Genomic DNA, 26,565 nt, shown 5'->3' on the forward strand with positions numbered 1-26,565 from the left:
AATACATCGCAAACTCGGTGTTGACTACGCTTCGCCGTACTAACCGTAATGTCCTCAGCTTGTCGCCTTGATTTTGCTTCCTATTTCAAACGCTTGTATTATTTCTTGAAACATTTATAAAAAACGTTCACTTTCTATTATGACTAGGCTGAAGTGCATGAAGTTTAGTTTTTCTAAACGAATGCGCTGACAACAAAGTCAGGGAAGCAAAGAACGTTTTTTAATGTGCTGCCCATTCTACTTTTGATAGATCCACACCATCTTTAAACATTTCCCAAAGTGGTGAGAGTTCTCTTAATTTATCAATCTTGCCCTTCATTAAACTGATCGTGTAATCAACATCTTCATCTGTTGTGAAGCGGCCAATTGAGAAGCGGATTGAGCTGTGTGCCAACTCATCGCTACGGCCAAGTGCGCGTAGCACATAGCTAGGCTCAAGGCTGGCTGATGTACATGCTGAACCGCTAGATACTGCAATGCCCTTAACTGCCATAATGAGAGATTCACCTTCAACATAGTTAAAACTGATGTTTAAGTTGTGCGGTACACGTTGTTCTAGATCGCCATTGACGTAAACTTCTTCAATATTTTGTAGACCATTGAGTAGTTTGTCACGTAAGCGACGGATGCGAATGTTTTCTTCATCCATCTCTTCGCGCGCGATACGGAATGCTTCGCCCATACCAACAATTTGGTGTGTTGCTAATGTACCTGAACGCATACCACGCTCATGACCGCCACCGTGCATTTGTGCCTCAATACGGATACGTGGTTTACGACGCACGTACAAAGCACCAACGCCTTTAGGGCCGTAGGTTTTATGTGCACTGAAGCTCATTAAATCTACTGGCAATTTTTCTAAATCAATATGTACTTTGCCTGTTGCTTGCGCTGCATCTACATGGAAAATAATGCCGTTTTCACGGCAAATATTACCAATCGCGGTGATGTCTTGTATCACACCAATTTCATTGTTCACTAACATCACAGACGCCAGCACTGTGTCAGGACGGATAGCCGCTTTGAATTTTTCTAAATCCAGTAAGCCGCTTGGCTCTGGGTCTAGGTAAGTTGCTTCAAAGCCTTGGCGTTCTAATTCACGCACGGTATCAATCACCGCTTTATGCTCAGTGGTCACCGTAATAATATGCTTACCCTTGGCTGAGTAAAAATTGGCAGCACCTTTAATAGCAAGATTATTAGATTCTGTCGCGCCTGATGTCCATACGATTTCACGCGGGTCAGCGCCTACTAGTTTAGCGACCTCTTCACGTGCGTTTTCTACTGCTTTTTCTGCTGTCCAGCCATATGGATGACTACGTGAAGCTGGATTGCCAAAATGTTCTGTAATGAATGGAATCATTTTTGCGGCAACGCGAGGATCTACAGGCGTAGTGGCTGAGTAATCCAAATAAATTGGATGAAGGTCATGCTCTGAGCCTTTCAATACTTGCATTTCAATTGATGCTGACATTTCTTAATTATCCTTACCAGTTACGTTATATATTCATTGTTGGTGCAGGCGGCTTAGGCTGCCACACCAGTGAGCTGTTTTAATCTCAAAATTTCATTTTTAAGCGCGGTTAAAAAATCTGTTACCTGCAATACGGTGTTGTGGGCGCCAAAGCTGACACGCACTGCGCCACGCGCTAGATCTGGCTTAATGCCCATTGCCAGCAATACATGGCTAGGTTCAGTGCTGTCGCTTGAACACGCCGAGCCGCTCGCAACCGCAAAACCCTTACGGTCTAGTGCCGTCACCAACGTTTCGCCTTCAATACCATCTAATGCAAAGAAGCTGGTATTGGGTATGCGTGTTGCATTGCTGCTAAACACCGTGATGTTGAGCGATTTTAATCCATGCTCGAATTCATTACGTAACATTTGTGTGTGGCTATTAAAATGCGCTAAGTTTGCTATTGCAAGCTCACATGCCATCCCAAAGCCAACGATTGCTGCAGCGTTTTCTGTGCCGCTACGTAAACCACGTTCTTGGCCGCCACCGTGTAATAGCGGCTGTATATCTACACGTTTATCTAAAATCAGTGCTGCTGCGCCTTGTGGGCCATGAATCTTATGGCTTGAGACTGTCATCGCATGCACGTTTAACTCAGTAAAGTTAACCGGTATTTTACCTAATCCCTGCACTGCATCGGTATGCATAAAAGCGCCTGCTTTACGCGAGATTTCAGCAATTTCGGCAATGTTCTGAATGACACCGGTTTCGTTATTCGCGAGCATCACAGATACAACGCTGGTCGGTGTTTGTAGCTGTTGCTGTAACTGTGCAACTGATAGCACGCCATGTGCATTTACACCAATTTCATTGCTTAACCATCCAGCTTGCTGCATTGCTTTTGCTGGCCGCGATACGCAAGGGTGCTCAATGGCGCTATGTAAAATCTGGCTGCCTACATGGTTAGCGGCAATACCTTTTACTGCAAAATTATTCGCTTCAGTGCCTGAAGCGGTAAAGACCACTTGCGAAGCGTAAGCGCCACAGGCTTCAGCCACTTGTGTTCTTGCGTGCTCGACCGCATCTCGCGCTGATCTGCCAAATATATGGCGGCTTGTTGGGTTGCCACTTTGGTTTTGCATCCATGGCAACATGCTTTCTAGCACGCGCTGATCAAGTGCTGTTGTCGCGTTATGATCTAAATAGATGCTGGCCATGGGTTTAACCTAATCAAACCTTAGTTGGCAACAGCTGTTGCTGTATTAACCACCACACTTTTTTCATGTGTGTTAGCTTTTTCATGAGTGCCAGTACAGTTACGCGGTGTGATTAATATTTTTTGACCACTTTGTTGTGATGCCACCATGTCTGCAAGGGTGACGCCTGCCAAGTATTCTAAAATCTTAGTGTTAAGCGAAGACCAAAGGTCATGTGTCATGCAACGGCCTTCATCACGGCAGTTTTCATGGCCACCGCATTGCGTTGCATCAATTTGTTCATCGACTGCATTAATAATCTCAGCCACTGAGATATCGGCATAACTCTTAGCTAGATTATAGCCACCACCCGGTCCACGAATGCTTTTGACTAGACCTTGTCTGCGTAAGCGACTGAACAACTGCTCTAAATACGAGAGTGATATATCTTGGCGCTCGCTAATGCCAGCAAGTGTCACTGGTTTAGTGTCTGGTGCGTCTTTTGTCTCGTTGATCGCTAGATCCAACATTGCTGTCACAGCAAATCGACCTTTAGTGGTTAATCGCATAGTATTTTAGTGAGTTAAGTATCATGAGTGAGCGAATTGTATAATTCCTTACAATTTTAGTCAACTATTATGCATTTCAGTTCATGGATGCTGAGTTTAGTTTTAACGTCTCATCATTGCGTCTAAATTGTCAGGTACTTTTGGTTATGGCTTGCTGTTTGTGGCCGGAACATTAAAAGCTTCTGCCACTTCAGTATCACTATGCTCGTCTGTATTTAGGCGTGCCAGCTGTGCTTGTAGCTCAGTAATGGCCTGATCTTGCTTTGACGCATGGTCGAGCAGTGAGTGTATTGCTTTAATCATGGGGTCATTTTCGTCATTACCAACTGCATAAGCGGCAAATCCAATTTTCTGCGCTGTTTCTTCGCGTTTCTTTGATTTTTCTTCTTCTAAAATACGTGCAGGGATACCCACAGCAGTTGCATTTGCTGGCACATCCTTGACGACAACGGCATTAGAGCCGATTTTTGCGCCTTCACCGATGGTGATAGGGCCTAATACTTTAGCGCCCGCACCAATCACTACGCCAGCTTCTAATGTTGGGTGACGTTTGCCTTTGTTCCATGAAGTACCGCCCAGCGTTACGCCATGGTACAAGGTACAGTCGTTGCCAATAATCGCGGTTTCGCCGATGACAACACCCATGCCGTGGTCGATAAACACGCGACGTCCTATTGTTGCACCAGGGTGAATCTCAATGCCAGTGAACCAGCGCCCTATATGTGACAAAAAACGACCGAGCCAGAAAAAGTTAGCTTTCCATAGCCAATGGCTCAAGCGGTGCATCAGTAGCGCATGCACGCCAGGATAGGTGGTTAAAATCTCCCAATGTGTACGAGCCGCAGGGTCGCGCTCGAAAACGATAGAAATATCTTCTTTGATGTGGTCAAACATGTGGTTTGGCAGTGATTTTAAATAGGACGTAATTATGCCATAAATCAACAATGGTTGACTAATTTACTAGGGCTCTGGTGTCGGTAGATAATTTGCTAATGCACGTTTAGCATTGGCTGGTTTGGCAATCATTGCCTGTTGCAATACCTAGTTTCTCATTCAGTTGGTTGGCAGCATCTTTGTCTAACAGATCAAGAAGCGTCGCGGTTTTGATGGCTTCATCCTTGTTGCCAGATTCTGCTGCAATCATGCCCAAATGTAATAAAGCATTAGCATGATGTTTGTTTTCTGCATAAATTTGACCAAAATGCTGTTCAGCTTTTTTTGTCTCTTTAAGGTTGTATTCGGCAATCGCCAAGTAATTAAGTGCTTCACTTGTTTTTGGTTCTAATTGCAACCATTCGGTGGAAAGTTTTTTAAGGGCAACCCAATCTTTAGTTTGATATGGCTGAATCACACGCATAAAGTAAGGGCGTTGCTCTTCAGGCGCGTCCCAAAAAGGTAATTCACCTTTAGTGTTGATAGCAATCTCAGGCTGTTTTAATAGGTTTTTAATCCATTCAACTGGCATGTTGTAGTAAAACGCGTTTCGCCCAGGGCTTTTTAGGGTGATGATGCCAACAAGCTTGCCGTCATCACTAAACATAGCCCCACCACTGGCTCCTAATCTAAAGTCGTTGTTAGTGCGGATAATCACGCTGTCATCCATTGGGTATAGCGCTTTAACCGCACCATAGGTGGTGAGCGGCCTAGGGGAGTTGTTGGGAAAGCTGATGGTAAACACAGACTGTTCATACTGCAAACTGGTGCTTTCACCTAATGTTGCAACGGTTGTGTTTAGGCCGTCAAAGCCGACAATACATAGGTCATGCTCCCAGTCGGCTTTTAGGTTAACCGCCCTGTGACTTTCACCAAATTTAATGACGTTAATGGCATGGGCATTGGCAACGACATGGCAATTAGTGACCACTTGGTCTTTAGCGACTACTACGCCGGAGCCTACACCATAGTGACCATTAGGGAGTATGACGCGAATTTTGACAACACTGGATTTGAGCGCATAGACTAAGTCATCTGGTGGAGTTGCATATACAGTGTTGTTGGTGAAAATGCAGCTAATGCTAAGTATAAAACCAAGGCCAAGTGTCAGTGTGCGCATCAGAGAATCTCCAAAAAATGGATAAAGCTTGAGAGTGCTATTTTTGTAAGAGAATGTTGATAAGGAAAAGTTCTATTAAGGCAGACAAAACAATTAGTTAGTATTGTTTAAGCCGAAGTGTGAATTTTCTTTTTTTAATTTAGCAGCCACTGGTATGTGCGGTAACAACAGGCGTGCCACTGCCGTTGTAACGATATTGGACTGCACATTGGTTAGGCGAGGTTGCAGATTCAACTCTCCAGCCAGCATCTCCACTAGGGATGCTGGAATTGCCAAATCCGTAAAAAGTCAGGCCATTATTTTCAATGGCAGCATTGCTTAAATAACATCCAGCGGTTGGGACGATAAAGCCTTGTTGTAAAACGCCTATGCCATCACACCAGCGGTCTGGATAGCGATTCCAAAGTCTGACATCGGTGTTATCAGCCAGTTTGACCCAAGTGATGTTTGCTTGTTGGCCTGCAGAACCAATACCTTTGATCATTACTTGGCCTTCTACCAGATGTAATGAGCTTCGCACTGATCCTGCTAGGCTTTGTATGGCCGCAACTCTTGCATCTCTACCTAGATTGATGAATTTTGGTAATGTGGTTGAGGCGAGAACTCCCAATATGACAATCACTACAACTAATTCGACTAACGTAAAGCCTCGTTGTACATAGAAGAGGCTGTTAATATTGTTTTGTGGAATCTTAATTAAATTTTTATTAGATTTTTTATACATATTCCCAATGACGAACTGAACGGTACATATTTTAATTCTCAAATATTTCAACCAGTTAATGTCCGGAGATTGTTGTTACGATAGTAAAACTATACTTTTTTATTCAAAAGAGTTGGTGGTTTAATATTTATCGTGTTTTTTTGGTGTGATTGATAACGTTAATATGCCTCTTAATAGATTCACTTCTTCTTTCTCTAGTTTTGCACGGGCATAGATGCGGCGTATGCGTTCACTGAGCTTTTTTGGCGCAGTTGGATTGAGATAGCCAATTTTAATCAGGGTATCTTCTAAATGCGCATAAAAGCCTTCAAGTGCTTCATTAGTGGCGAGTTCTGGCTGGTTAGTTGCTGCTTCCAGCTTGCCATCCAGTATTGCCATGCGGATTTCATACGTCATTACTTGTACTGCTGCAGCCAAGTTCAGTGATGAATATTCTGGATTAGCAGGAATCATGGCCAGTAATTGGCAGCAATCAAGCTCTGCGTTTGAGAGGCCGCTCATTTCTGTGCCAAATACAAGGGCGATGGGTTGGTTCTGTGCGATGGAGACGGCACGCTCCGCTGCCTCGCGCACGTTCACTAGCTCATGGGAGATTTGCCTTTTACGCGCACTCATGCCTATTGCTAGTACGCAGCCAGTGAGAGCCTCTTGCAGGCTGGTACAAACGGTTGCTGATTCAAGTAAATCAGCAGCGCCTGTGGCGAGTGAGGTAGCTTGCGGGTCCGGAAAGTGTAGCGGGTTCACCAAATACAAATGGTTTAAGCCCATGGTTTTCATGGCGCGTGCGGTGGAGCCAATATTACCAGGGTGGCTGGTTTGGCATAAAACGACACGAATGTTATTGAAAATGTTTTGTTTATCCACTTGGCTGACCTAAATTGTTAGAAATGACTCACTTAGCGATACTTAATTGGTATTAAGGTCGATAAAAAGCTAAAATAGCATTTTATCAGTTCTTTTAGAAAATCTAGTCATGCATCCAATGCTATCTATCGCAGTAAAAGCCGCTCGTGAAGCGGGACGTATTATTAACCGAGCCTCGCAAGACGTAGGTTCTATCAGCATTCAAACTAAAAACTATAATGATTTTGTCAGTGAAGTAGACAGATCAGCCGAGCAGGCGATTATCAGTGTGTTGAAAGATGCGTATCCTGATCACGGTTTTTGGGGCGAAGAAAGTGGTCATGATAACCACGAAGCCGATAATATTTGGATTATTGACCCATTAGATGGCACGACCAATTTTTTACATGGTTTCCCACAGTACTGTATTTCAATCGCTTTGCAGCAAAAGGGTGTGCTTACTCAAGCGGTGATTTATGACCCAGTACGTAATGATTTGTTTACGGCAACCAAAGGTCGCGGTGCATTTCTAAATGACAAGCGTATTCGTGTGACTAACCGTAGTAAGTTACAGGACTCATTGATTGCGACTGGTTTCCCATATCGTGATTTTGCTCACTTAGATACTTACTTAGGCATGTTAAAAGACATGATTAAGAAAACGACAGGTATTCGCCGTCCAGGTTCTGCTGCATTGGATTTAGCCTATGTTGCGGTGGGCTGGGTGGATGGTTTCTTTGAAATCAATCTATCCGCTTGGGATATTGCTGCAGGTGGCTTAATCGTGCAGGAAGCCGGTGGTATTGTAGGTGATTTTGAGGGTAATGAGAGCTGGATTGAGACTGGCAATATTGTGGCCGCTAACCCAAAAGTGTTTGCGCAAATGTTGCAGACATTGAATCCTCATTTAACAGATTCACTCAAGACGCCTAAAAACGCTTAATTCACCCGTTGTTTTCAATGCGCCTGCCAACCTTAGGCAGGCGTTCTCAATAGGTTCAACAGCGTTGTTGAATCGGTACAAAATTAGTTACCTAATACATTAAAATAAAACTGAATTTTCGCTGTAAGGTTGGCATGATTTGAATTTTATTGCGTGGTGCAGGTCATTTTATCCATGTATTTTTGAATCATGTGCTTTAGATAATCAGCATTTCTATTTAGTTAAACTGCAAATGTCATTTCAGTAGATTTATTCTATATGCTAAATACTTAGCGCAGTATTGCGCTACTATTTTAGTGCGTTATCTGTAGCTAGTCGTAGAGAGCCTCATCAGGATGCTTTTAATCTGACAAAATTGTCCTGCTTTAAAATGGAACTTCAAGATGAATAATAAAGAGAATAACCATAGCAATTTGATGGAACAAGTGTTTGAGCAGTATGCGCAGCATGATGATGCGCCAAGGCTGATTGCGGACTTGGTAGCACAGGTTCGTCCAGCTAAGCCTGAGCAAACGGACTCTGCGGTTAAATCAATCCAAGCACTGTGTTACCTATTGAGCACTGATGCAGAAAAAGCGCGCCAGCTTAGAGGTGCTATTTTATTATTGTTAAGCGCTTACAACCCTCTCTCGCTGTTTTTAATTGCACGCCACTCGGTATTTACTGGCTTTTTCTCTGAGATGCGGAGAAGAATCTCGCATAAGATTTTACCAGAAGCAATAGACGGTGCTTACTTAGTTGATTTGTTTGCGGTCTTTTTTACCAAGACGACTGATGAGTTATGGGTGAATGCAGTGCCAGATGATGTATGGTCGCAGTTGATTAAAGTATTGCGGTTTGATTTGGCAGATAAAGCGTTGAGTTTGTCTTGCCAGCAAAATTTGTTTGCGGCTTCGCAAGTGCTTTCCTATCGCACCGCTGCACTTGGATTAGAGCCAGAGTTGTTGCGAAACTACCCTGAGCTAGAGCAACATAGTTCGCCATTTGTGATGCAACAGGCTGAGTTGGCTGAGTTTATGGGCGCACAGGATATGGATGATACGCATACCGATATTAAGCATATTCTGGTGATGCTGGATCAATGCAAGGCGATTGTTGCAAAAGTCCGAAGGAATAGTGCACTCACAGGGACGAGTATTCACTTAACACAGTTGTTACAGCGCATACTCAAGCAGATTGAACGTTTAGAAGAGTTACTCAGTATTCTGCACTGCTTTCAGCATGGTCAATCGGCAGATGCAGTGATTGTGAAGTTATTTAAAGACTTGGTTTACAGCGAGTGCCATAAGAATGACCTGCATGAGTATTGGCAGGAAAGCATGGAGGTGATGGCGGTTCGCGTGACTGAAAACGCAAGCCGTGCTGGTGAACATTACATTACAGAAAATCGCAGTGAGTACTTTGCACTCATGCGCTCGGCAATGGGGGCGGGGGTGATTATTGCGATGATGGCAATGTTTAAAATTGTGTTGGCCAAACAGCATTTTGCACCGTTAGCTGAGGCTATTTTCTTTAGTTTGAATTATGGTATCGGTTTTATGCTGATTCATATATTGCACTTTACGGTGGCAACTAAGCAGCCAGCGATGACGGCCGCTGCTATTGCCGCCACTATCGATAATGCTTCTGATGGTAAAACTAAAGATATGCATAATTTAGTGACCACCGTGACCAATACAATGCGTAGCCAAGCAGTCGCCATTTTTGGCAACGTGGTCGTGGCGATTCCGGTCGCGATGCTATTGTCTTGGGCTGTACTTTATTTATCTGGGCAACACTTTGTGACCCCAGAAAAGGCTCATCAATTGTTGAGCGATATTCATCCTGTCACCAGTGGTGCATTCTTTTATGCTGCTATTGCGGGTGTCTGTTTGTTTTTATCAGGCTTGATTGCTGGCTATCATGATAATTTGGCGGTGTACAACAAGATTCCTCAGCGTTTAAAAGCCATTAAGTGGCTACAGCGATTTTTGGGGGTGGAGCGCTTAGCGCGTGTTGCACATTATGTTGAGCACAACTTAGGTGCACTGGCAGGTAATTTCTATTTTGGATGCCTACTCGGTGGGATGGGGTCTGTCGGGGTGTTGTTAGGGTTGCCGATTGATATTAGGCACATTTCATTTTCTTCTGCCTTTGTGGGGTTTGCCAGTTTTAGTTTAGATTTTATGCTGACATGGCAGGCTGCTGTTTACGCTGCGTTGGGGTTAGCCTTAATTGGCCTAGGTAACTTGATAGTAAGTTTTAGCTTAGCGCTTTATGTGGCAATGAAATCTAGAAAGGTACGATTTAATGACTGGCGCTTACTGCTACGTAATTTAGCTAGCCGCCTCAATCAGCATCCTGCTGAGTTTATATTCCCGCCAAAAGCATTAACGAAGCAGCCTGAACCAGAAGCTTAACGTGCTGAAGTGAGCATGTGTTTGCAGTGGGCTAGATTAAGATTTTTGCTTCTAGATGATAGGTTTTTGTCTGATGAATGGCAGGTGTTAAGCTGCCATTCATTATTCTTATCCTTTTAATGATTAAAAACTATCCCAATGGCCATTGCTATAATCAGCAGCCCTGATTTTATTTAGTTGCTTCTGGTTGCTAGCCACTGTTAGTTTTGTGATGGGGTGCATTCTAATCACATTGTCAGTATGTGTTTGATGCTGTTCATCTAGTTTAAATACACCGACTGCATCAGCCAACGCACTAGCCTGTTCTAATAGTGATTGTGCGGCAGCGGTGGCTTCTTCCACAAGTGATGCATTTTGTTGCGTTACTTCATCCATGCTAGTCATGGCTGCGTTGACTTGGTCTATTCCTGTACTTTGTTCTACAGATGCGGCGGCGATTTCACTAATGATGTCTGCAACCTGTTTAACTGAGGCTACGACTTCCTCCATAGTTTTACCTGCGTTTTCAACCTGTTTTGTTCCTTCGTAGGTTTTACTCACAGAGTCATTAATAAGTGCTTTTATTTCTTTAGCTGCGCCAGCTGAACGCTGAGCCAAGCTTCTTACTTCCCCTGCAACCACTGCAAAGCCACGGCCTTGCTCGCCAGCTCGTGCTGCTTCAACCGCAGCATTGAGGGCAAGAATGTTGGTCTGGAACGCAATGCTATCAATCACGCTGATAATGTCTTCAATTTTCCGCGCACTTTCGTTAATCGCCGTCATGGTCACTACCGCATCTGAAACGACCACACCACCTTTGATGGCAACGCCTGAGGCATTGAGTGCTAATTGGTTGGCGCGTTTTGCGTTATCCGCATTTTGTTTAACGGTTGAGGCTAACTCTTCCATGCTGGCTGCAGTTTCTTCTAGGCTTGCGGCTTGTTTTTCAGTACGTGCAGATAGGTCGTTATTGCCTGATGTGATTTCTGCTGCTGCGGTATTGATGGTTTCTACCGATGTTTTTACGGCGGCAATAGGGCCAACAATCATCTCTAATGTTTCGTTAACGCCTTCAACAATTCTTCTAAAATCTCCTAAATGCGTGCTTGCATCAACACGCACAGAGACTCTGCCACCATGCGCTGCGTTGGACAGTGTATTGACATCACTGACTAAGGCGTTGATGGAGGTAATGCAGGTGTTGAGATTGTCTTTAATGTGATTAAAATCGCCATTAAAGTTTGCCGTGATTTTTTCTGGAATTTCCCCACGTGCTATGTAATCTAAGTGATTGGCCGCTATATTAAGCGGCGTCACAATAGCGTCTAGTGTTGCGTTAAGACCTTCAATCACTTTACGATATTCACCAAAATGTTTAGCGCTATCTGCACGCGTTGTTAGGGCGCCAGCTTCTGCATTTGCTGCCAGCAGGCTAGCATCAGCAACCAGTGCTTTAATGGCAAACCCGCAGGCATTGAGATTGTTTTTGATGATATTAAAGTCACCGTGGTAGCCATCGGTAATTTCGTCAGGAATGACGCCTTTTGAGAGGTTATCCACATAGTTCGCAGCCATGGTGAGCGGTGTGATGATGGCATCTAATAGCTCATTAATGCCGCTGCTGATGTCTTTAATCACGCCATTAGGTAGGGTGTTGGTGTCAATTCGTTTGTTGAGGTTGCCCGCGACGGCTTGCTGGATAAGCTCAGCTACATTTTTTTCCGCAACGATTTCAGCAGTGCGATCGTTCCATTGGGTCATTCTACCTAATGCATAACCATCGGACTCATCATATACATCGTTAATCACCAATTGTAGGTGGTGGTCTGCCATCGTTGTATCTATCAACTTTTGTGTATTAATTTCGTTGTTAAATTGCTCACGATCAGTATCGTTTTCCAAATATTGGTCTAGGCGCTCGCCCATCATCGCTGCTGCTGATGTGAAATCTGGATGATGTTTTTTAATACCTGCACTCATCTTGTCAAATAGTGTCTGTGCGGCATTATTCATATAAATGAGACGATTGTCTTGATTTGACAATGTAACGGCGATGGAAGCTTGGTCTAGCGTGGATTTAATCCGATGGATGCTGCTGACGGTTTCTGTATGGTCAACATCTAGCCTAGTTTTAAGTGCATGGTAAGCGTCAACTACATCGGTTAATTCATCTCTCTGCACTGATCTAGGTACGAGATTGTTATTCATTTCCTCAGCACTTTCTCGCAAATTGCTGCCGATAGCACGTAAGCGTGGAATGATAGAGCGGTTTAGGTTAAAGCCAAGTAGCCCGCATATCATCAGCGCGACAATAATAAATGCAATCGCGTAGTTTCTATGTTTTATGTAGTTGAGTTGTGTGGTTTCATATTCAGTGGCAACACCAGCATAATGCAGATTAATCAGTTGGTTAAGGCTTTCTGTTAGTGGGTCAATCGCTTTGTAGACATCAGAAGTATTAAACGTCATCAGCCGTTCAATATCATCACTACGAATAATTCCTTGTAGTAACACAGCCGACTCTAAGGCGGTATCAAATAATGGTTGAATATCGTTTGCTAATTTTGACTCCATTGCATCATGGGGGCTGGCCAGATATTCTTTCCACTGTTTTTCTAATGTTGATAATGCTTGATCAACATTAGCGGCAGCCTCGCTGGAGGTGATGATGCCTCTCTGCAGTTTTTGAGCAGTACTGACAATATTAGTGCTGTACATGTCATTGATGATTTTTAATTGCTTCAATGGTAAGACCCTGTTTTTGTAAACATTTTCTAACCCATTGTTGCTTTCTTTAATGCCGGATACGCCGCTAAAACCAAGCATTGATGTCGTTAAGGAGACCATGATAAAGATGCATGCAATTTTATTGCTGATTGTTATACGGTTGCTGAACTCTTTAATTTTTCTAAATATTGCGGTATACCAGCGCTCTTCATGTTTGATTGCTCGGTAATGTTCGCGAGCTTTCTCAATCTGCTCTTGGCTCGCTTTTTTGCTGACAGAAATGTAACCAACTACGACTCCTTTTTCACGCACAGCCGTTACGCAGGAGTAAACCCAAAAATGATCACCATTTTTACAGAGCCCTAGTTCTACACCAATCCAAGGTTTTTTAGCTTGAAGTGTCATCCAAATGTCTGTGAGCACCTCTGACGGCATGTCTGGGTGATGGATAATATTCTGTTTTTTACCAATTAAGTCTTGCTCAGTAAAGCCGCTAATTTCCGTAAAGTCGCGATTGATGTAAGTTATTTTTCCTTCTAAATCAGTTTTTAAGACCATGGAAGCTGACGCATTAATCTCACGTTCACTTTGCGTTAATGTGATGTTTTCTTTCATTGCACACCTTTTTTATTATCTGGATAACCAATATTGAATAGATCTGATAGATGACGTTGAATTGGCTATTTATTTACATGGCCGAATCTTGTCTTGATTTTTTATCGTTATGCCGCTTTTTCGACGATAGACTCATGAGGGCTGCGGCGCTCTATAAAAAGGCTATTACCTGCAATCGCCTTGGCCTGTTTTTTTGCATTAACACAAGCGGTGGATACCTCGTGGTGCGAGTGGTAAAGCGTTGAGTCAACAATTAATGCGCCAATAGAGAGGCTAATGAACGGGTGAAAGCGTTGTTCCCCCTGACGGTCTTGCGTGGTAATGCCACCATTGAGTTGATCATGCGTCGAGTAAAACGATGGGAACGTATTTGCAATAAGGGATAGCAATGTATTGCAGCGATTTTCCCAGTTTCTACTTTGGAAAAGCACGATGAAGTCGTCACCACCAATATGCCCAACAAAATCATATGGGCCACAAGCCTCTGAAAGTAGTTGCCCTGTTTTTTGGATGACTTCATCGCCTTTTTTATAGCCATATACATCATTAAACGGTTTGAAGTGATCCAAGTCGCAGTAGCATGCAACAAATTGTGTACCTGATTGCAGCAGACTATCGATTTGCTCACTAATTGGCACATTGCCAGGCAGTAAAGTCAGTGGGTTGGCGTATCGTGCAGTATCAATCTGCATCTTGGTAATCAGCCTTAGTAAGTCATGTCCACTTGCCATGCCGATGTACTGTGCATTTTCGGTAATGATGAACCCAGCAGAAAGATGATGTGGCTTACTTTGTAATATCAGATTGCTAAGCTCTTTGAGACTGGTGTCTTTATCTACAATGATGGCAGATTGATCCATCATCATTTCACATGGGCGCTGGCCGTAAAGCTCCCGGCGAAAAGGGCGAGCATAATCGTTAATCATGACAGAGCGATTAATCAGCCCAACAGGTTTGCCATCTAGCACTACTGGGATGGAGTAGAGCTCTGTATTTTCATCGAACATTTTAAACACATCTTCGTTATGATATGTAGGGCCGACAGGCAATACGTGTTTAAGTAACTTTTCGACAGTGGCTCTATTTTGCAATAGATTCTCACGCTCTACTTCAAATCTAACAAGTTGATGGGTGACGTCTGATGACGCCTCATGTAAAGGTTCTGCATGTGGTCTTGCAATATGATAGCCTTGGCTGTAAGCGATGCCTAAGTCTCTAATTGCCATCAGTTGCTCATGGGTTTCTATTCCTTCAGCAATCACTTTGGCACCTGATTTTGCAGCAATCTCTTGAATCGAGCGTGCAAATTGCTGTTTCACTGGGTCTAGATGAATATTTTGTGTGAAATGTTTGTCGATTTTTACGTAGTCAGGGCGAATCTCTGACCATAGGCGTAGCCCAGAAAAGCCTTCACCTAGGTCATCGATGGCGATTTCAAACCCCATGTTTCGATAGTGATGGGTTGCATCGCGCATGAGCTGGTAATCCAGTGTTTGTGCGTTTTCTGTTAGCTCAATAATCACTTGATTAGGCTGTAGGCCAAGCGCCTCTATGTATTTAAGTGTTTCGCCTGATTTTGAGTATTTTTGTAATAAGATATCAGGGCTGATATTAAGAAATATCTTGCCCGGCAGTTTAAGTCTAGCAAAAGACTCAAGCACTGTTCGGCGCGCAAGGTATTCTAGCTCAGCCACTAAGTCACACTTTCTCGCCATTCCAAACAATGCTATTGGTGAGTGAAGCACGCTATTGACTGGGCCTCTGATTAAGCCTTCATAGCCAATAAACTTGCTTTGTTGCATATCGAGTATTGGTTGGAAAACAGCCGTGAGTTGCTTGCCTTGAATAATGTCATGTAGATGTAGGCACGCGGCCTCATGAGAGCATGCTGTGTCATTCACTGTACTCATTCAAATCTCTTTTTTTATTAATTTGACTAGGCATGGTGACTGACTAATGTGACAGTTTGATGAATATTGCTCATGTGTAGAGCTAGGTGGAATGCGATACTCAAACTTGGCGTTTTATATTGGCTAACTAAATCTAGCATTTAAAATAAAGGGTATTTAAAAACGAGTTTAGTCACGACTTTAGTGCGTTCATCTGTGCGTGATAGGTTAAAATTAAACTTACTTAAAAATCTGTGAATTGTTGAATGACTATCGCGCCATCTTCCAATGTTTCTAGTTCTTTAGCACCCAACGAAAGCCACACGCCCATGATGCGTCAGTACCTTGGCTTAAAGGCGCAGCACCCTGATATGTTGTTGTTTTATCGCATGGGCGATTTTTACGAACTGTTTTTTGAAGATGCTGAAAAAGCCTCTAGATTACTTGGCATCACTCTAACGCATCGCGGCAGCAGCAATGGTCAGCCCATTAAAATGGCAGGGGTGCCTTATCACGCAGCCGAGCAGTATTTAGCCAAACTTGCCAAAATGGGCGAGGCCGTCGCTATCTGTGAGCAAGTGGGTGACCCAGCAACCAGTAAAGGCCCTGTAGCACGTGAAGTGGCCCGTATTCTCACGCCTGGTACACTCACCGATGCCGCATTGTTAGATGAGTCTCGTGATAACCAATTGCTTAGTATTTTTCAGGCGAATGGGGTTGTTGGCCTTGCGCGATTGAATTTAGCATCCGGTAGTTTCATCCTTAGTGAAATTGCTGTGGGGCTATTGGCACAAGAGGTGGAGCGTATTGCACCTAGTGAAATATTGCTTTCAGATGACTTTCAACACGGCTCGCTAAACGCCAGTAAAGTGGCTAAACGACGCTTAAGTGCATGGCAGTTTGATTTTGATAGTGCATTTAGTACGCTGACTAAACAGTTTAATACGTATGATCTGAATGGTTTCGGTTGTGCCGATATGTACCCTGCAATTTGTGCGGCAGGTGCTTTGCTCGATTATGTGAAGCATACACAACGCACCACCTTGCCACATATTAATGCCTTAAGTGTAGAAGCGACCAGTGCCTATTTACAGCTTGATGCCGCAACCAGACGTAATCTTGAAATTGATTTGACCTTGCGCGGTGAGGCTAGCCCTACGCTTTACTCCTTGCTTAATACCACGCAAACCGCAATGGGTGCACGTTTGCTACGGCATTGGCTGCACCATCCCTTGCAAGACCGCAACCTAGTGATGAAGCGCCATGAGGCGGTTGCAGACCTGATGCAAACTAACCAACACTTGAGTTTACGGCAGACCTTAAAGTCTGTGGCGGATATTGAGCGTATCACTGCGCGCGTTGCCCTTAAAACAGCACGCCCAAGAGATTTATCTGGCCTAGCCGTGAGCCTGCAGCAGTTGCCTTTGTTGCAAGCACAACTTAATCAGCAATCGGCTAGTTTATTGCAGACCTTGGCTAGCAACCTAACACCGCCAGCTACGGTATTAAACTTGCTCATCACTGCTATTAAAGCGGAGCCTAGTGTCGTGCTCCGTGAGGGCAGTGTGATCGCGGATGGCTATGATGCGGAGCTGGATGAGCTGCGTGCGATACAAACCAATCATGGTGAGTTCTTATTACGATTTGAAGCGGCAGAAAAAGAGCGGACTGGTATTAGCAACCTCAAGGTGGAATATAACAGCGTACATGGTTTCTATATTGAAATGAGCCGCACGCAGGCAGAGAGTGCACCTGCAGAATATAGACGCCGCCAAACCCTTAAGAATGTAGAGCGGTTTATTACCCCTGAACTCAAAGCGTTTGAAGATAAAGTGCTCAGTGCGAATGATCGCGCTTTAGCCCGTGAAAAAATGCTATACGAGCAAGTGTTAGTTGAACTTGGCCAATTTATTTCTGCACTACAAACCAATGCAGGGGCTGTGGCTAGTTTAGACGTGCTGTGTTGTTTTACTGAGCGCGCCATCAGTTTAAATTATGTCGCGCCTACATTTACAACAGAGGCTGGGTTAGAGGTCGTGAACGGCCGTCACCCTGTTGTTGAGCAGATTTCTATGCAATCATCAGGGCAGCCTTTTATTGCCAATGATGTGTCGCTTAACCCTTATCGTCAACTGTTGCTGATTACAGGGCCGAATATGGGTGGTAAATCGACCTTTATGCGGCAAACCGCATTGATTGTGTTGCTGGCATATTGTGGCTGTTATGTGCCGGCGACGAGCGTAAAGATTGGTGAGATTGATCGCATCATGACACGAATTGGTGCATCGGATGACTTAGCGGGTGGACGTTCAACTTTTATGGTGGAAATGACCGAAACCGCCAATATCCTGCACAACGCTACCGATAAGAGCCTAGTGCTGTTGGATGAAATTGGACGTGGAACCTCTACGTTTGACGGTTTAAGCTTAGCTTGGGCAGTTGCCAAACAGTTGTTAGAGAAAAACCGCGCTTATACTTTGTTTGCTACGCATTACTTTGAGCTGACGCGTATTGTGGATGAGTTTAAATATGCCGCCAATGTGCATTTAGATGCGGTTGAGCATGGTAACAACATTGTCTTTATGCACAAAGTTGAAGAGGGTGCGGCTAACCAAAGTTACGGTCTGCAAGTGGCGCAACTTGCAGGGATTCCTAAGCCCGTTATTAGTGCAGCAAAAAGAAAATTAGCGCAATTAGAGCTAAATCAGGTAGTTAATCAAGATGCAACGGCAGTGCCGCAAGTCGATATGTTCATGATGAATGAGCAAGTCGAGGACATTCCATTACACCCAGTGCTCACTGAATTAGAATCACTGCAAGTGGATGATCTCACGCCTAAGCAGGCTTTAGATATGCTTTACAGGCTAAAGGCGGCTGTCAATCAATTGTAAAAATGCCAGCTCGCGCTTGTCATGGCTAGTTGGCATTTTCAAAGGTATCACCCCATCAATCTTGAAGTGCATCATTAAGTGCGCTTTGTCTGGGTACAACAGTGTGCGTGCGCACCTTATTTGTGCGAACAGCTAGCGCTACCACTGTTCACTTCATGCCATAAAGTACGCTATTCCATATTAAACAAGTGGTTAAGCTATTTTTTAATAGTTGGCACATCTATTGCTTATACTAGTTCAGTCTATCGAGTTAAGCTGCTATGTTAAAAGTAATGATTGTTGATAATAATTTGGAGCGTGTTAAACCACTCAAGCAGTCCTTGCTTGATAACGGTTACGACGTCATCGCCCATTTAAGAGATACCATCAATTTAAATGATGCATGCAGTAAGTTGCAACCAGACGTAGTGGTGATCGATACAGATTCACCTAGTCGCGACACATTGGAGCATATCTGTGTCATGACGATGAATGATCCGCGTCCAGTGATGATGTTTACCCATGATGGCGATAAAGAGCAGATTAAATTAGCAACGCAGGCCGGTGTGTGTGCTTATGTGGTGGGAACTTTACCTAATGAGCGCCTGCAACCAGTGATTGATGCTGCGGTTGCCAGATTTGAAGAATTTAAGAATTTACGTGTTGCCTTGCAAGAGGCAAATACCAAGCTAAGCGAGCGCAAAGTAATTGAACGTGCAAAAGGTTTGATTATGAAACAGCGCAATGTGGATGAAAATGAAGCCTATAGCATGTTAAGAAAGATGGCGATGGAAAAACATACGCGCATCGGTGCTTTGGCAGAACAAATTGTTGAAGCAGCACAGTTGCTACTTTAGCTGATAAGTTAATACCAATTCGGTGGTGGTAGAGTCCAAAAGTCCAATGACGGACTGGTGAGCTAAATCATCCAAGCAGTAAAAAAAGAGCCAATGGTGGCTCAGATCAAGTAATACAAGACAAAGGCGTCTTGATAAGCAATCAACTCTTTAATTTAAGAGCTGGTTCAACTTATCAGACGCCTTTTTTTATGGATTTTTTTTAGATTGTTTGGATTATTTTAGGAGAGCTAAGATGGGCAATGACAATATTAGTAATAAACAAATTAAAGTAGGTCAGCAATCAGATTTGGTGATTGACCCTGCGCGCCGTGACTTTTTTAAAATGAGTGCGATGGGGGCTTTAGGAGCAGCAGCGATGATGGGTTTAGTGCCGAACGGTATCCGTACACAAGCTTACGCAGCAGGTTCAGATGCACCAGAAATCAAAGAAGTGAAAATTGGTTTTATTCCATTAACAGATTGCGCGCCGATTATCGTGGCTGCGGAAATGGGTTTTGATAAGAAATACGGTATCAAAATCACGCCTTCAAAAGAAGCATCTTGGGCTGCAGTGCGTGACAAGGTTTCTAACGGTGAGTTGCATGCAGCACATATTCTGTACGGTATGGTATATGGCGTGCAACTAGGCATCGGTGGTCAGCAAAAAGACATGGCTGTGTTAATGGGTTTAAACCATAACGGTCAAGGTATTACGCTTTCTAACCAACTTAAAGATAAAGGTGTTAAAGACGGTAAAACACTAAAACGTTTAATTGATAACGAAAACCGTGACTATACCTTTGCACAAACATTCCCAACCGGTACGCACGCAATGTGGCTTAACTATTGGCTTGCTGCAAACGGCATTAATCCAGTCAAAGATGTCAAAAATATTGTAGTACCTCCACCGCAAATGGTCGCCAATATGCGTATTGGTAACATGGATGGATACTGTGTTGGTGAGCCTTGGAACGCTAGGGCGATTTTCGACAAAGTAGGTTTCACTGTCGCTACAACGCAAGATATCTGGGCAGACCATCCTGAAAAAGTATTGGGTGCAACTGCTGAGTTCGTAGATAAAAACCCAAATACAGCACGTGCCATGATGATGGCGATTCTTGATGCATGTCGTTACATTGATGCAGCTGAAAATCGTGCGAAAGTGGCTAAGCTGATTTCAGGTAAAGCTTACGTGAATGCGCCAGAACAAGTAATTGCAGGACGCTTTGTGGGTGATTACGACAATGGTAATGGCAAGGTGTGGAAAGACCCTAATTACATGAAGTTCTTTGATGATGGCAAAGTGAACTATCCGTTCTTATCAGATGGCATGTGGTTCTTAACACAGCATAAACGTTGGGGCTTACTCAAATCTGACCCTGACTACTTAGGTGTGGCAACTAAGATCAACCAAGTAAAACTTTATTCTGAAGCCGCATCGCAATTAGGTGTCGCTGTGCCAAAAAGCACAATGCGTAGCAGTAAATTGATGGATGGCACTGTGTGGGATGGCTCAAATCCAGCCGCTTATGCTGCATCGTTCAAAATTAAAGTGTAAGCCATGATGCATCGCACAAATAGAGTTGCGCCTTAAGGAGTTGAAATGACAACAAATACTGTAAATAAAATAATGCCTACCGCTAAATATTTCTCTTTAAGCAGTTCACGTAATTTAAATACGCAGGCTTATCGTTTTTTTAGATGGGTGCTACCGCCAATTTTTGGGTTGTTCTTGCTAGTGATGATTTGGTCATTGATTGCAGAGCATAGACAAGAGTTGCCAGGACCAATTAAAACTTGGGCCTCAGCGGTTGAATTGTTTAGTGATCCGTTTTATGACCATGGCATCAATGACAAAGGGGTGGGTTGGAATATCCTGGCATCATTGGAGCGCGTTGGTTTGGGTTTTGGTTTAGCTGCGCTGATTGGAATCCCGCTTGGTTTTGTCATTGGTCGTTTTGAGTTTGTGGCAAGAATGACTGCACCAGTGATTAGCTTGTTGCGGCCAGTCTCGCCACTTGCATGGTTGCCAATTGGGTTGCTGGTGTTTAAAGCAGCAAATCCTGCAGCGATTTGGGTAATCTTTATTTCGGCAGTATGGCCTATGATTATCAACACGGCAGTCGGCGTGAGTAAAGTGCCACAAGACTATATGAACGTGGCAAAAGTGTTGAACTTAAGTGAATGGAAGATCGTTACCAAAATACTGTTTCCGTTTGTGCTGCCTTACATGATGACCGGTGTGCGCCTTTCTATCGGTGTTGCATGGTTGGTGATTGTGGCGGCTGAAATGCTAACAGGTGGCGTTGGTATCGGTTTCTGGGTGTGGGATGAGTGGAATAACTTGAATGTTGAGCACATCATCATCGCAATTTTCGTCGTAGGGATTGTTGGTTTGTTGCTTGAGTTAATCCTCACGCAAATCGCTAAACGATTTAGCTACGAATAACCCACTTAAATATCCTTTAGGAACGATCATGGAAAAAGCAAACGCTGACAAATATGTACAACTAGAGCAAGTGGATATGACCTTTCATACCAAAAAAGGGACATTCAATGCGCTTAAGGGTATTAATCTAAATATTAGAGAAGGCGAGTTCATTTCAATTATTGGGCACTCTGGTTGCGGTAAGTCTACAGTGCTGAATTTAATCGCAGGCTTGTTGCAGCCTTCAGAGGGCTTGTTGTTCTGCGCAGGCCGTGAAATTGCGGGGCCAGGTCCTGAACGTGCAGTCGTGTTTCAAAACCACTCTTTATTGCCATGGCTAACTTGTTATGAAAACGTGTATCTCGCAGTAGAGCGCGTATTTAGCACCGAGACCAAAGCCCAACTTGAGGCGCGCACGCATGCCGCTATCGAGTTGGTAGGGCTGTCACACTCTAGCGACAAACGACCTAATGAAATTTCAGGTGGTATGAAGCAGCGTGTTGGCATTGCCCGCGCTTTGGCCATGGAGCCAAAAGTACTGTTGCTGGATGAGCCTTTTGGCGCGCTAGATGCATTGACTCGTGCCAATCTGCAAGATGAGCTGATGAAGATTATGGCGAAGTCTGGTTGTACTGCGGTAATGGTGACACATGATGTGGATGAGGCTGTATTGCTATCAGACCGTGTCGTGATGATGACCAATGGCCCAAGTGCAACGATTGGTGAAATTTTAGAAGTTAACTTACCACGTCCAAGAGCACGTTTGGCACTGGCAGAAGATAAAGAATACAACCATTTACGTAGTGAAGTGCTGCGCTTTTTATATGAGCGACATGCTAAAAAATCGGCATAAAAGCCAAGGATTTAAAAAGACTACATCAATATTATTACTTATAAAAGGGATTAACATGAAAACCAAAACAGTGTTCAAGATGAATATGATCATGGCTTGTACCGCGCTAGCGCTGACTGGTATGGCACAATCAGCTTACGCAGAAGATGAGGCGGTTACTGAATATACTTTCTTAGATGCTATCAAAGATGGTAAGCAAATGACTAACTTCCGTTTACGTTACGAAAGTGTGAATCAAAATGGCTATCAGTCAACAGCTGGGTCATCAAAGAAACTTAACACAGGCGAGGCGTTTACTTTACGCAGCTTGATTGGGTGGCAAACTGCGCCATACAAAAACTTTAGTATCGGTGCACAAATCACAGATGTGCACGAATTTAACGATGACTTTAATGACCGTAGAAATAATGTGCCTGAGCACAGTAATGCTGGTGCGGTGGGTGCGGCGGCTCTTAATAAAGCGCTATATCCTAACATTGTAGATGCTGGCTTTACTGATATTAATCAACTTTATGTGGATTGGACTGGTATCAAAAACACTAAAGTGCGCTTGGGTCGTCAACAACTTAATTTAGACAATGTGCGTTTCATTGGCGACATTGCGTTTAGACAAAATATGCAAGTATTTGACGGTGTTTCTGTCTTAAACAAGAGTATTCAAGATGTAGAGCTTTTTGCTGCACACTTTGATAAAGTTCGCCAAATTACCACTAAAGATCGTCATGGTAATATTGATATTGTGAATGCAAAATACCGTATTTCACCTTCTGAGTCGTTGGTTGGTTATGGCTACTTGATTGATGTGGCTAACTTAGGCCAAAACAATGGTAACCCAGCTGCAATCGGCACTGCAGCACAAGGCGGTAACGGTTTAGGTGCTAGCCAAGACACTGCTTCTACAGCAGGAGCAACGACTGATGCTAGTAGCAAAACTTTTGGTGCGCGATTAGACGGTGTACGTGCGATTAATCCTGACTGGAAAGTGCTGTACACAGCAGAATACGCTAAACAAACTGACATGAGTGGTGGTAGTCCACTAATCGATGCGCATTATTTTAAATTAGGTGGCGGTGCGGCATATGGTGCATGGTCAGTGCGTATTGATCATGAAAAACTTTCTAGTAACGATGGTCAATATGCATTCCAGACACCACTAGGTACTAACCACCTATTCCAAGGTTGGGCAGATCACTTCTTGGCAACCCCGCGTCAAGGTATTGAAGATAGCTTTGTTACAGTAGCTGGTGCTATCGATAAAGTGAAGTTATATGCTGAGTATCATGTGTTCAAATCTGATGAAAAATATCAGTCTACCGATGGAAGACTTGGTGATAAATACGGTAGCGAGTTTGATGTAAGTGCTACTTATCCCTTCAGTGACAAGTTGTTAGGGAAGGTTGAGTATGCAAAGTTTAATGAAAGTGATATTTACGGTACTACCTTACAAAATGCAGCACGTAAAGGCGATAAAGAGATTGTTTGGGTAACCGGCATGTACACATTCTAGGCATTGCGTTAAGTAATGTTGCATACTAAATGTGTAGCAAAGCATAATGCACCATTATGGAATTCCATAATGGTGCATTGGCACTGTTAGAGAGCTGATGCTAATAAAGTGGTATTTGGCGAAAAAAATAAGTAATTGTTTTAAATGAATAAAATTATTTTGCGAAATTGTAAAACTTGGCATGAATCCTGCCTATATGTGAGCGGAATGACAATTTAGATTAATTGATGGTGAAAACATGCAAAAGATGAAATTAGTAGTAATTGGTAACGGTATGGCCGGGATGCGAACAGTGGAAGAGTTGCTGAAAATAGCGCCTGATCTTTACGATATCACCGTGTTTGGTGATGAGCCTTACCCTAATTACAACCGCATTATGTTGTCTCCGGTGCTTGCAAATGAGCAAACGATTGATGACATCATTTTAAATACCAGAGAATGGTATGCAGAGAACAATATCACCCTGCACACAAGTGCACGGGTGAACAAGATCGATCGTAAAAACCGTGTGGTTTATACAGAAGATGGCGTGAGCGCCGCATATGATCGACTATTAATTGCAACAGGCTCTAAGCCGTTTATGCCGCCAATCCCTGGTAATGAATTTGAGGGGGTGTTGGGCTATCGCGATATTAAAGATACAAACGACATGATTGAGGCTGCAAAAGTCTATAAACATGCCGTGGTAATTGGTGGCGGTCTATTAGGTCTAGAAGCAGCTAACGGCTTAAAAATCCAAGGTATGGATGTAACGGTTATCCACAAAAACGAATGGTTATTAGAGCGTCAGTTAGATAAAACTGCAGGTGGTATGTTACAAAAGAATCTAGAAGCCAAAGGCCTTAGTTTCTTATTGAATAAAAATACACAGCAGTTGGTTGGAGATGACAAAGGCCGCGTGAAATCAGTGAGATTTAGCGATGGTCAAGAAATCCCGGCAGACTTAGTAGTGTGGGCAGTCGGTATTCGTCCAAACTATGCATTAGCTGAGTCAGCAGGCATTTACTGTAATAAAGGTATTGTGGTGAACGACACGATGCAAACTTATGACCCACGCGTGTATTCAGTGGGTGAGTGTGTAGCGCACCGCGGTATCTCTTACGGACTGGTTGCGCCATTGTTTGAAATGGCTAAAGTGTGTGCAACGCACTTGGCTAACTTTGGCATAGGTCAATATAAAGGATCAGTGACATCAACCAAACTTAAAGTAACAGGTATTGATTTATTCAGTGCGGGTGATTTTATGGGCGGTGATGACACAGAAGAAATTGTTTTGCACGACGCAGTTGGTGGGGTTTACAAAAAGCTCATCATCAAAAATGACAAAATCGTTGGTAGCGTGCTTTATGGGGATACCACGGATGGTTCGTGGTATTTTCAGATGTTAAGAGATGGTAAGGCGATTCACGAGATTCGTGATCACCTGATGTTTGGTCAAGACTCACTGGGTAATAGCGGTCATCAAGGCCAAGATAAAGCAGCTGCCATGACCAATGAAATGGAAGTGTGCGGTTGTAACGGTGTATGTAAGGGAACGATTGTTAAAGCCATTCAAGACAAAGGCTTGTTCACTATTGATGATGTGAAGAAGCAAACTAAAGCCGGTTCTAGCTGTGGTTCTTGCGTAGGTTTGGTTGAGCAGATTCTAGCTTCTACTTTAGGTGGTGGCTATGCGCCTCCATCCACAAGTAAAGCTGTATGTGGATGCACTACAAAGAGCCATGAAGAGGTGCGCGCAGAAATTCGTACCCATAAATACCTGAGCATTCCAGATGCAATGCAAGGCATGGCTTGGTCTACACCAAACGGTTGCGCAACTTGTCGACCAGCCCTTAACTACTATTTACTTTCAACTTGGCCGCATGAAGCAAAAGATGACCCGCAATCACGTTTCATTAATGAACGTGTGCATGCAAACATCCAAAAAGATGGTACATACTCAGTGATTCCACGTATGTACGGTGGTGTGACTACGCCAGATCAGCTCAGAAAAATTGCTGATGTTGCAGATAAATATGCAGTGCCTATGGTAAAAGTAACAGGCGGTCAACGTATTGACTTACTGGGCGTGAAAAAAGATGACTTGGTTGACATGTGGAAAGACTTAGACATGCCATCAGGCTACGCTTACGGTAAGAGTATCCGTACAGTTAAAACCTGTGTTGGTTCAGAGTTCTGCCGTTTTGGTACACAAAACTCTACGCAATTAGGCATTGATATCGAAAAAGCATTTGACCATATGTGGGCGCCGCATAAAGTAAAATTTGCGGTTTCTGGATGTCCACGTAACTGTGCTGAATCAGGCGTTAAAGATGTCGGTATTATTGGTGTAGATTCAGGCTGGGAAATTTATGTAGGCGGTAACGGTGGTATTAAAACTGAAGCAGCGCAGTTCCTATGTAAAGTAAAAACTTCAGATGAAGTCATGGAGTACTCAGGTGCATTTATCCAGATTTATCGTGAAGAAGCGCGCTATTTAGACCGTACGGTACATTGGATTGAACGTGTTGGTTTAGAGTATGTAAAACAGCGTATTCTTGAAGATGCTGAAGGGCGTAAAGCGGCATACGAACGCTTGATTTACGCGCTACAAGGTGCATCAGATCCATGGGCTGAGCGTGTGAATAACCGTGAGCAACATAAAGAATATGAAACAATTACTGTGTAATATCTTG

General features: G+C 43.6%; 18 protein-coding genes. 9 read left to right on the forward strand and 9 right to left on the reverse strand.

Going from position 1 to position 26,565, the window contains the following annotated elements; genetic code table 11:
• Positions 1-220 precede the first annotated feature (220 nt).
• From FG24_RS07765 to FG24_RS07795, 7 genes are all read right to left on the reverse strand, one after another.
• Entirely contained in the window at positions 221-1,474 is a 1,254-nt protein-coding gene (locus FG24_RS07765; protein ID WP_051901476.1) for an IscS subfamily cysteine desulfurase, read from the reverse strand.
• 53 nt (positions 1,475-1,527) lie between these two features.
• Positions 1,528-2,673 (reverse strand): cysteine desulfurase family protein, encoded by a 1,146-nt coding sequence (locus FG24_RS07770; protein ID WP_036302368.1) that lies wholly within the window; start codon positions 2,671-2,673, stop codon positions 1,528-1,530.
• 20 nt (positions 2,674-2,693) lie between these two features.
• Complete coding sequence (locus FG24_RS07775; protein WP_036302369.1) at positions 2,694-3,221, reverse strand: Rrf2 family transcriptional regulator; 528 nt, start codon at positions 3,219-3,221, stop codon at positions 2,694-2,696.
• Between the two features lie 144 nt (positions 3,222-3,365).
• On the reverse strand, positions 3,366-4,115 hold the full coding sequence (gene cysE, locus FG24_RS07780) for a serine O-acetyltransferase (RefSeq protein ID WP_036302371.1): 750 nt from the start codon (positions 4,113-4,115) through the stop codon (positions 3,366-3,368).
• A gap of 106 nt (positions 4,116-4,221) precedes the next feature.
• Positions 4,222-5,274 (reverse strand): trypsin-like peptidase domain-containing protein, encoded by a 1,053-nt coding sequence (locus FG24_RS07785; RefSeq protein ID WP_036302372.1) that lies wholly within the window; start codon positions 5,272-5,274, stop codon positions 4,222-4,224.
• 139 nt (positions 5,275-5,413) lie between these two features.
• Positions 5,414-5,998, reverse strand: a complete 585-nt coding sequence (locus FG24_RS12920) for a prepilin-type N-terminal cleavage/methylation domain-containing protein (protein WP_051901477.1) — start codon at positions 5,996-5,998, stop codon at positions 5,414-5,416.
• Positions 5,999-6,118: 120 nt separating this feature from the next.
• Positions 6,119-6,862 (reverse strand): RNA methyltransferase, encoded by a 744-nt coding sequence (locus FG24_RS07795; RefSeq protein ID WP_036302373.1) that lies wholly within the window; start codon positions 6,860-6,862, stop codon positions 6,119-6,121.
• 109 nt (positions 6,863-6,971) lie between these two features.
• Here FG24_RS07795 and FG24_RS07800 point away from each other — a divergent pair, with 109 nt between their 5' ends.
• Positions 6,972-7,784, forward strand: a complete 813-nt coding sequence (locus FG24_RS07800) for an inositol monophosphatase family protein (RefSeq protein WP_036302374.1) — start codon at positions 6,972-6,974, stop codon at positions 7,782-7,784.
• 383 nt (positions 7,785-8,167) lie between these two features.
• Positions 8,168-10,183, forward strand: coding sequence for a site-specific recombinase (locus tag FG24_RS07805; RefSeq protein ID WP_088178455.1), 2,016 nt, complete (start codon positions 8,168-8,170; stop codon positions 10,181-10,183).
• A 123-nt stretch (positions 10,184-10,306) separates the two neighbouring features.
• On the opposite strand, the gene FG24_RS07810 is transcribed toward FG24_RS07805, so the two are convergent.
• Together FG24_RS07810 and FG24_RS07815 are read right to left on the reverse strand one after the other, a co-directional pair.
• Positions 10,307-13,504, reverse strand: a complete 3,198-nt coding sequence (locus FG24_RS07810; protein ID WP_036302376.1) for a methyl-accepting chemotaxis protein — start codon at positions 13,502-13,504, stop codon at positions 10,307-10,309.
• Positions 13,505-13,611: 107 nt separating this feature from the next.
• Positions 13,612-15,414, reverse strand: coding sequence for a GGDEF domain-containing protein (locus FG24_RS07815; RefSeq protein ID WP_036302377.1), 1,803 nt, complete (start codon positions 15,412-15,414; stop codon positions 13,612-13,614).
• 245 nt (positions 15,415-15,659) lie between these two features.
• Between FG24_RS07815 and mutS the strand changes: the two genes are divergently transcribed.
• The 7 genes from mutS to nirB all read left to right on the forward strand — a co-directional run bounded on the left by mutS (position 15,660) and on the right by nirB (position 26,558).
• Positions 15,660-18,284, forward strand: coding sequence for a DNA mismatch repair protein MutS (gene mutS / locus FG24_RS07820; protein WP_036302378.1), 2,625 nt, complete (start codon positions 15,660-15,662; stop codon positions 18,282-18,284).
• A gap of 272 nt (positions 18,285-18,556) precedes the next feature.
• Positions 18,557-19,120, forward strand: a complete 564-nt coding sequence (locus tag FG24_RS07825; RefSeq protein ID WP_235189740.1) for an ANTAR domain-containing response regulator — start codon at positions 18,557-18,559, stop codon at positions 19,118-19,120.
• 235 nt (positions 19,121-19,355) lie between these two features.
• Positions 19,356-20,660 carry a CmpA/NrtA family ABC transporter substrate-binding protein gene (locus FG24_RS07830; protein ID WP_051901478.1) on the forward strand — a complete coding sequence of 435 codons (1,305 nt, stop codon included), beginning with the start codon at positions 19,356-19,358 and terminating at the stop codon, positions 20,658-20,660.
• A gap of 45 nt (positions 20,661-20,705) precedes the next feature.
• Positions 20,706-21,551, forward strand: coding sequence for a nitrate ABC transporter permease (gene ntrB, locus FG24_RS07835; protein WP_036302380.1), 846 nt, complete (start codon positions 20,706-20,708; stop codon positions 21,549-21,551).
• 28 nt (positions 21,552-21,579) lie between these two features.
• The gene (locus tag FG24_RS07840; protein WP_036302381.1) at positions 21,580-22,383 is read left to right on the forward strand and encodes an ABC transporter ATP-binding protein; all 804 of its coding nucleotides are present in this window, start codon (positions 21,580-21,582) and stop codon (positions 22,381-22,383) included.
• A gap of 55 nt (positions 22,384-22,438) precedes the next feature.
• The gene (locus FG24_RS07845) at positions 22,439-23,890 is read left to right on the forward strand and encodes an alginate export family protein (RefSeq protein ID WP_036302383.1); all 1,452 of its coding nucleotides are present in this window, start codon (positions 22,439-22,441) and stop codon (positions 23,888-23,890) included.
• Positions 23,891-24,128: 238 nt separating this feature from the next.
• On the forward strand, positions 24,129-26,558 hold the full coding sequence (nirB, locus tag FG24_RS07850; RefSeq protein ID WP_036302384.1) for a nitrite reductase large subunit NirB: 2,430 nt from the start codon (positions 24,129-24,131) through the stop codon (positions 26,556-26,558).
• Positions 26,559-26,565 lie beyond the last annotated feature (7 nt).

The sequence above is a fragment of the Methylotenera sp. L2L1 genome, assembly GCF_000744605.1.
Taxonomy (GTDB): Bacteria; Pseudomonadota; Gammaproteobacteria; order Burkholderiales; family Methylophilaceae; genus Methylotenera.

What these genes read in the sequence shown, in the direction of transcription:
- FG24_RS07765 (WP_051901476.1), bottom strand. Translation starts at nt 1,474, where the DNA reads ATGTCAGCATCAATTGAAATGCAAGTATTGAAAGGCTCAGAGCATGAC.
- FG24_RS07770 (WP_036302368.1), bottom strand. Translation starts at nt 2,673, where the DNA reads ATGGCCAGCATCTATTTAGATCATAACGCGACAACAGCACTTGATCAG.
- FG24_RS07775 (WP_036302369.1), bottom strand. Translation starts at nt 3,221, where the DNA reads ATGCGATTAACCACTAAAGGTCGATTTGCTGTGACAGCAATGTTGGAT.
- cysE (WP_036302371.1), bottom strand. Translation starts at nt 4,115, where the DNA reads ATGTTTGACCACATCAAAGAAGATATTTCTATCGTTTTCGAGCGCGAC.
- FG24_RS07785 (WP_036302372.1), bottom strand. Translation starts at nt 5,274, where the DNA reads ATGCGCACACTGACACTTGGCCTTGGTTTTATACTTAGCATTAGCTGC.
- FG24_RS12920 (WP_051901477.1), bottom strand. Translation starts at nt 5,998, where the DNA reads ATGTATAAAAAATCTAATAAAAATTTAATTAAGATTCCACAAAACAAT.
- FG24_RS07800 (WP_036302374.1), top strand. Translation starts at nt 6,972, where the DNA reads ATGCATCCAATGCTATCTATCGCAGTAAAAGCCGCTCGTGAAGCGGGA.
- FG24_RS07805 (WP_088178455.1), top strand. Translation starts at nt 8,168, where the DNA reads ATGAATAATAAAGAGAATAACCATAGCAATTTGATGGAACAAGTGTTT.
- FG24_RS07810 (WP_036302376.1), bottom strand. Translation starts at nt 13,504, where the DNA reads ATGAAAGAAAACATCACATTAACGCAAAGTGAACGTGAGATTAATGCG.
- FG24_RS07815 (WP_036302377.1), bottom strand. Translation starts at nt 15,414, where the DNA reads ATGAGTACAGTGAATGACACAGCATGCTCTCATGAGGCCGCGTGCCTA.
- mutS (WP_036302378.1), top strand. Translation starts at nt 15,660, where the DNA reads ATGACTATCGCGCCATCTTCCAATGTTTCTAGTTCTTTAGCACCCAAC.
- FG24_RS07825 (WP_235189740.1), top strand. Translation starts at nt 18,557, where the DNA reads ATGATTGTTGATAATAATTTGGAGCGTGTTAAACCACTCAAGCAGTCC.
- FG24_RS07830 (WP_051901478.1), top strand. Translation starts at nt 19,356, where the DNA reads ATGGGCAATGACAATATTAGTAATAAACAAATTAAAGTAGGTCAGCAA.
- ntrB (WP_036302380.1), top strand. Translation starts at nt 20,706, where the DNA reads ATGACAACAAATACTGTAAATAAAATAATGCCTACCGCTAAATATTTC.
- FG24_RS07840 (WP_036302381.1), top strand. Translation starts at nt 21,580, where the DNA reads ATGGAAAAAGCAAACGCTGACAAATATGTACAACTAGAGCAAGTGGAT.
- FG24_RS07845 (WP_036302383.1), top strand. Translation starts at nt 22,439, where the DNA reads ATGAAAACCAAAACAGTGTTCAAGATGAATATGATCATGGCTTGTACC.
- nirB (WP_036302384.1), top strand. Translation starts at nt 24,129, where the DNA reads ATGCAAAAGATGAAATTAGTAGTAATTGGTAACGGTATGGCCGGGATG.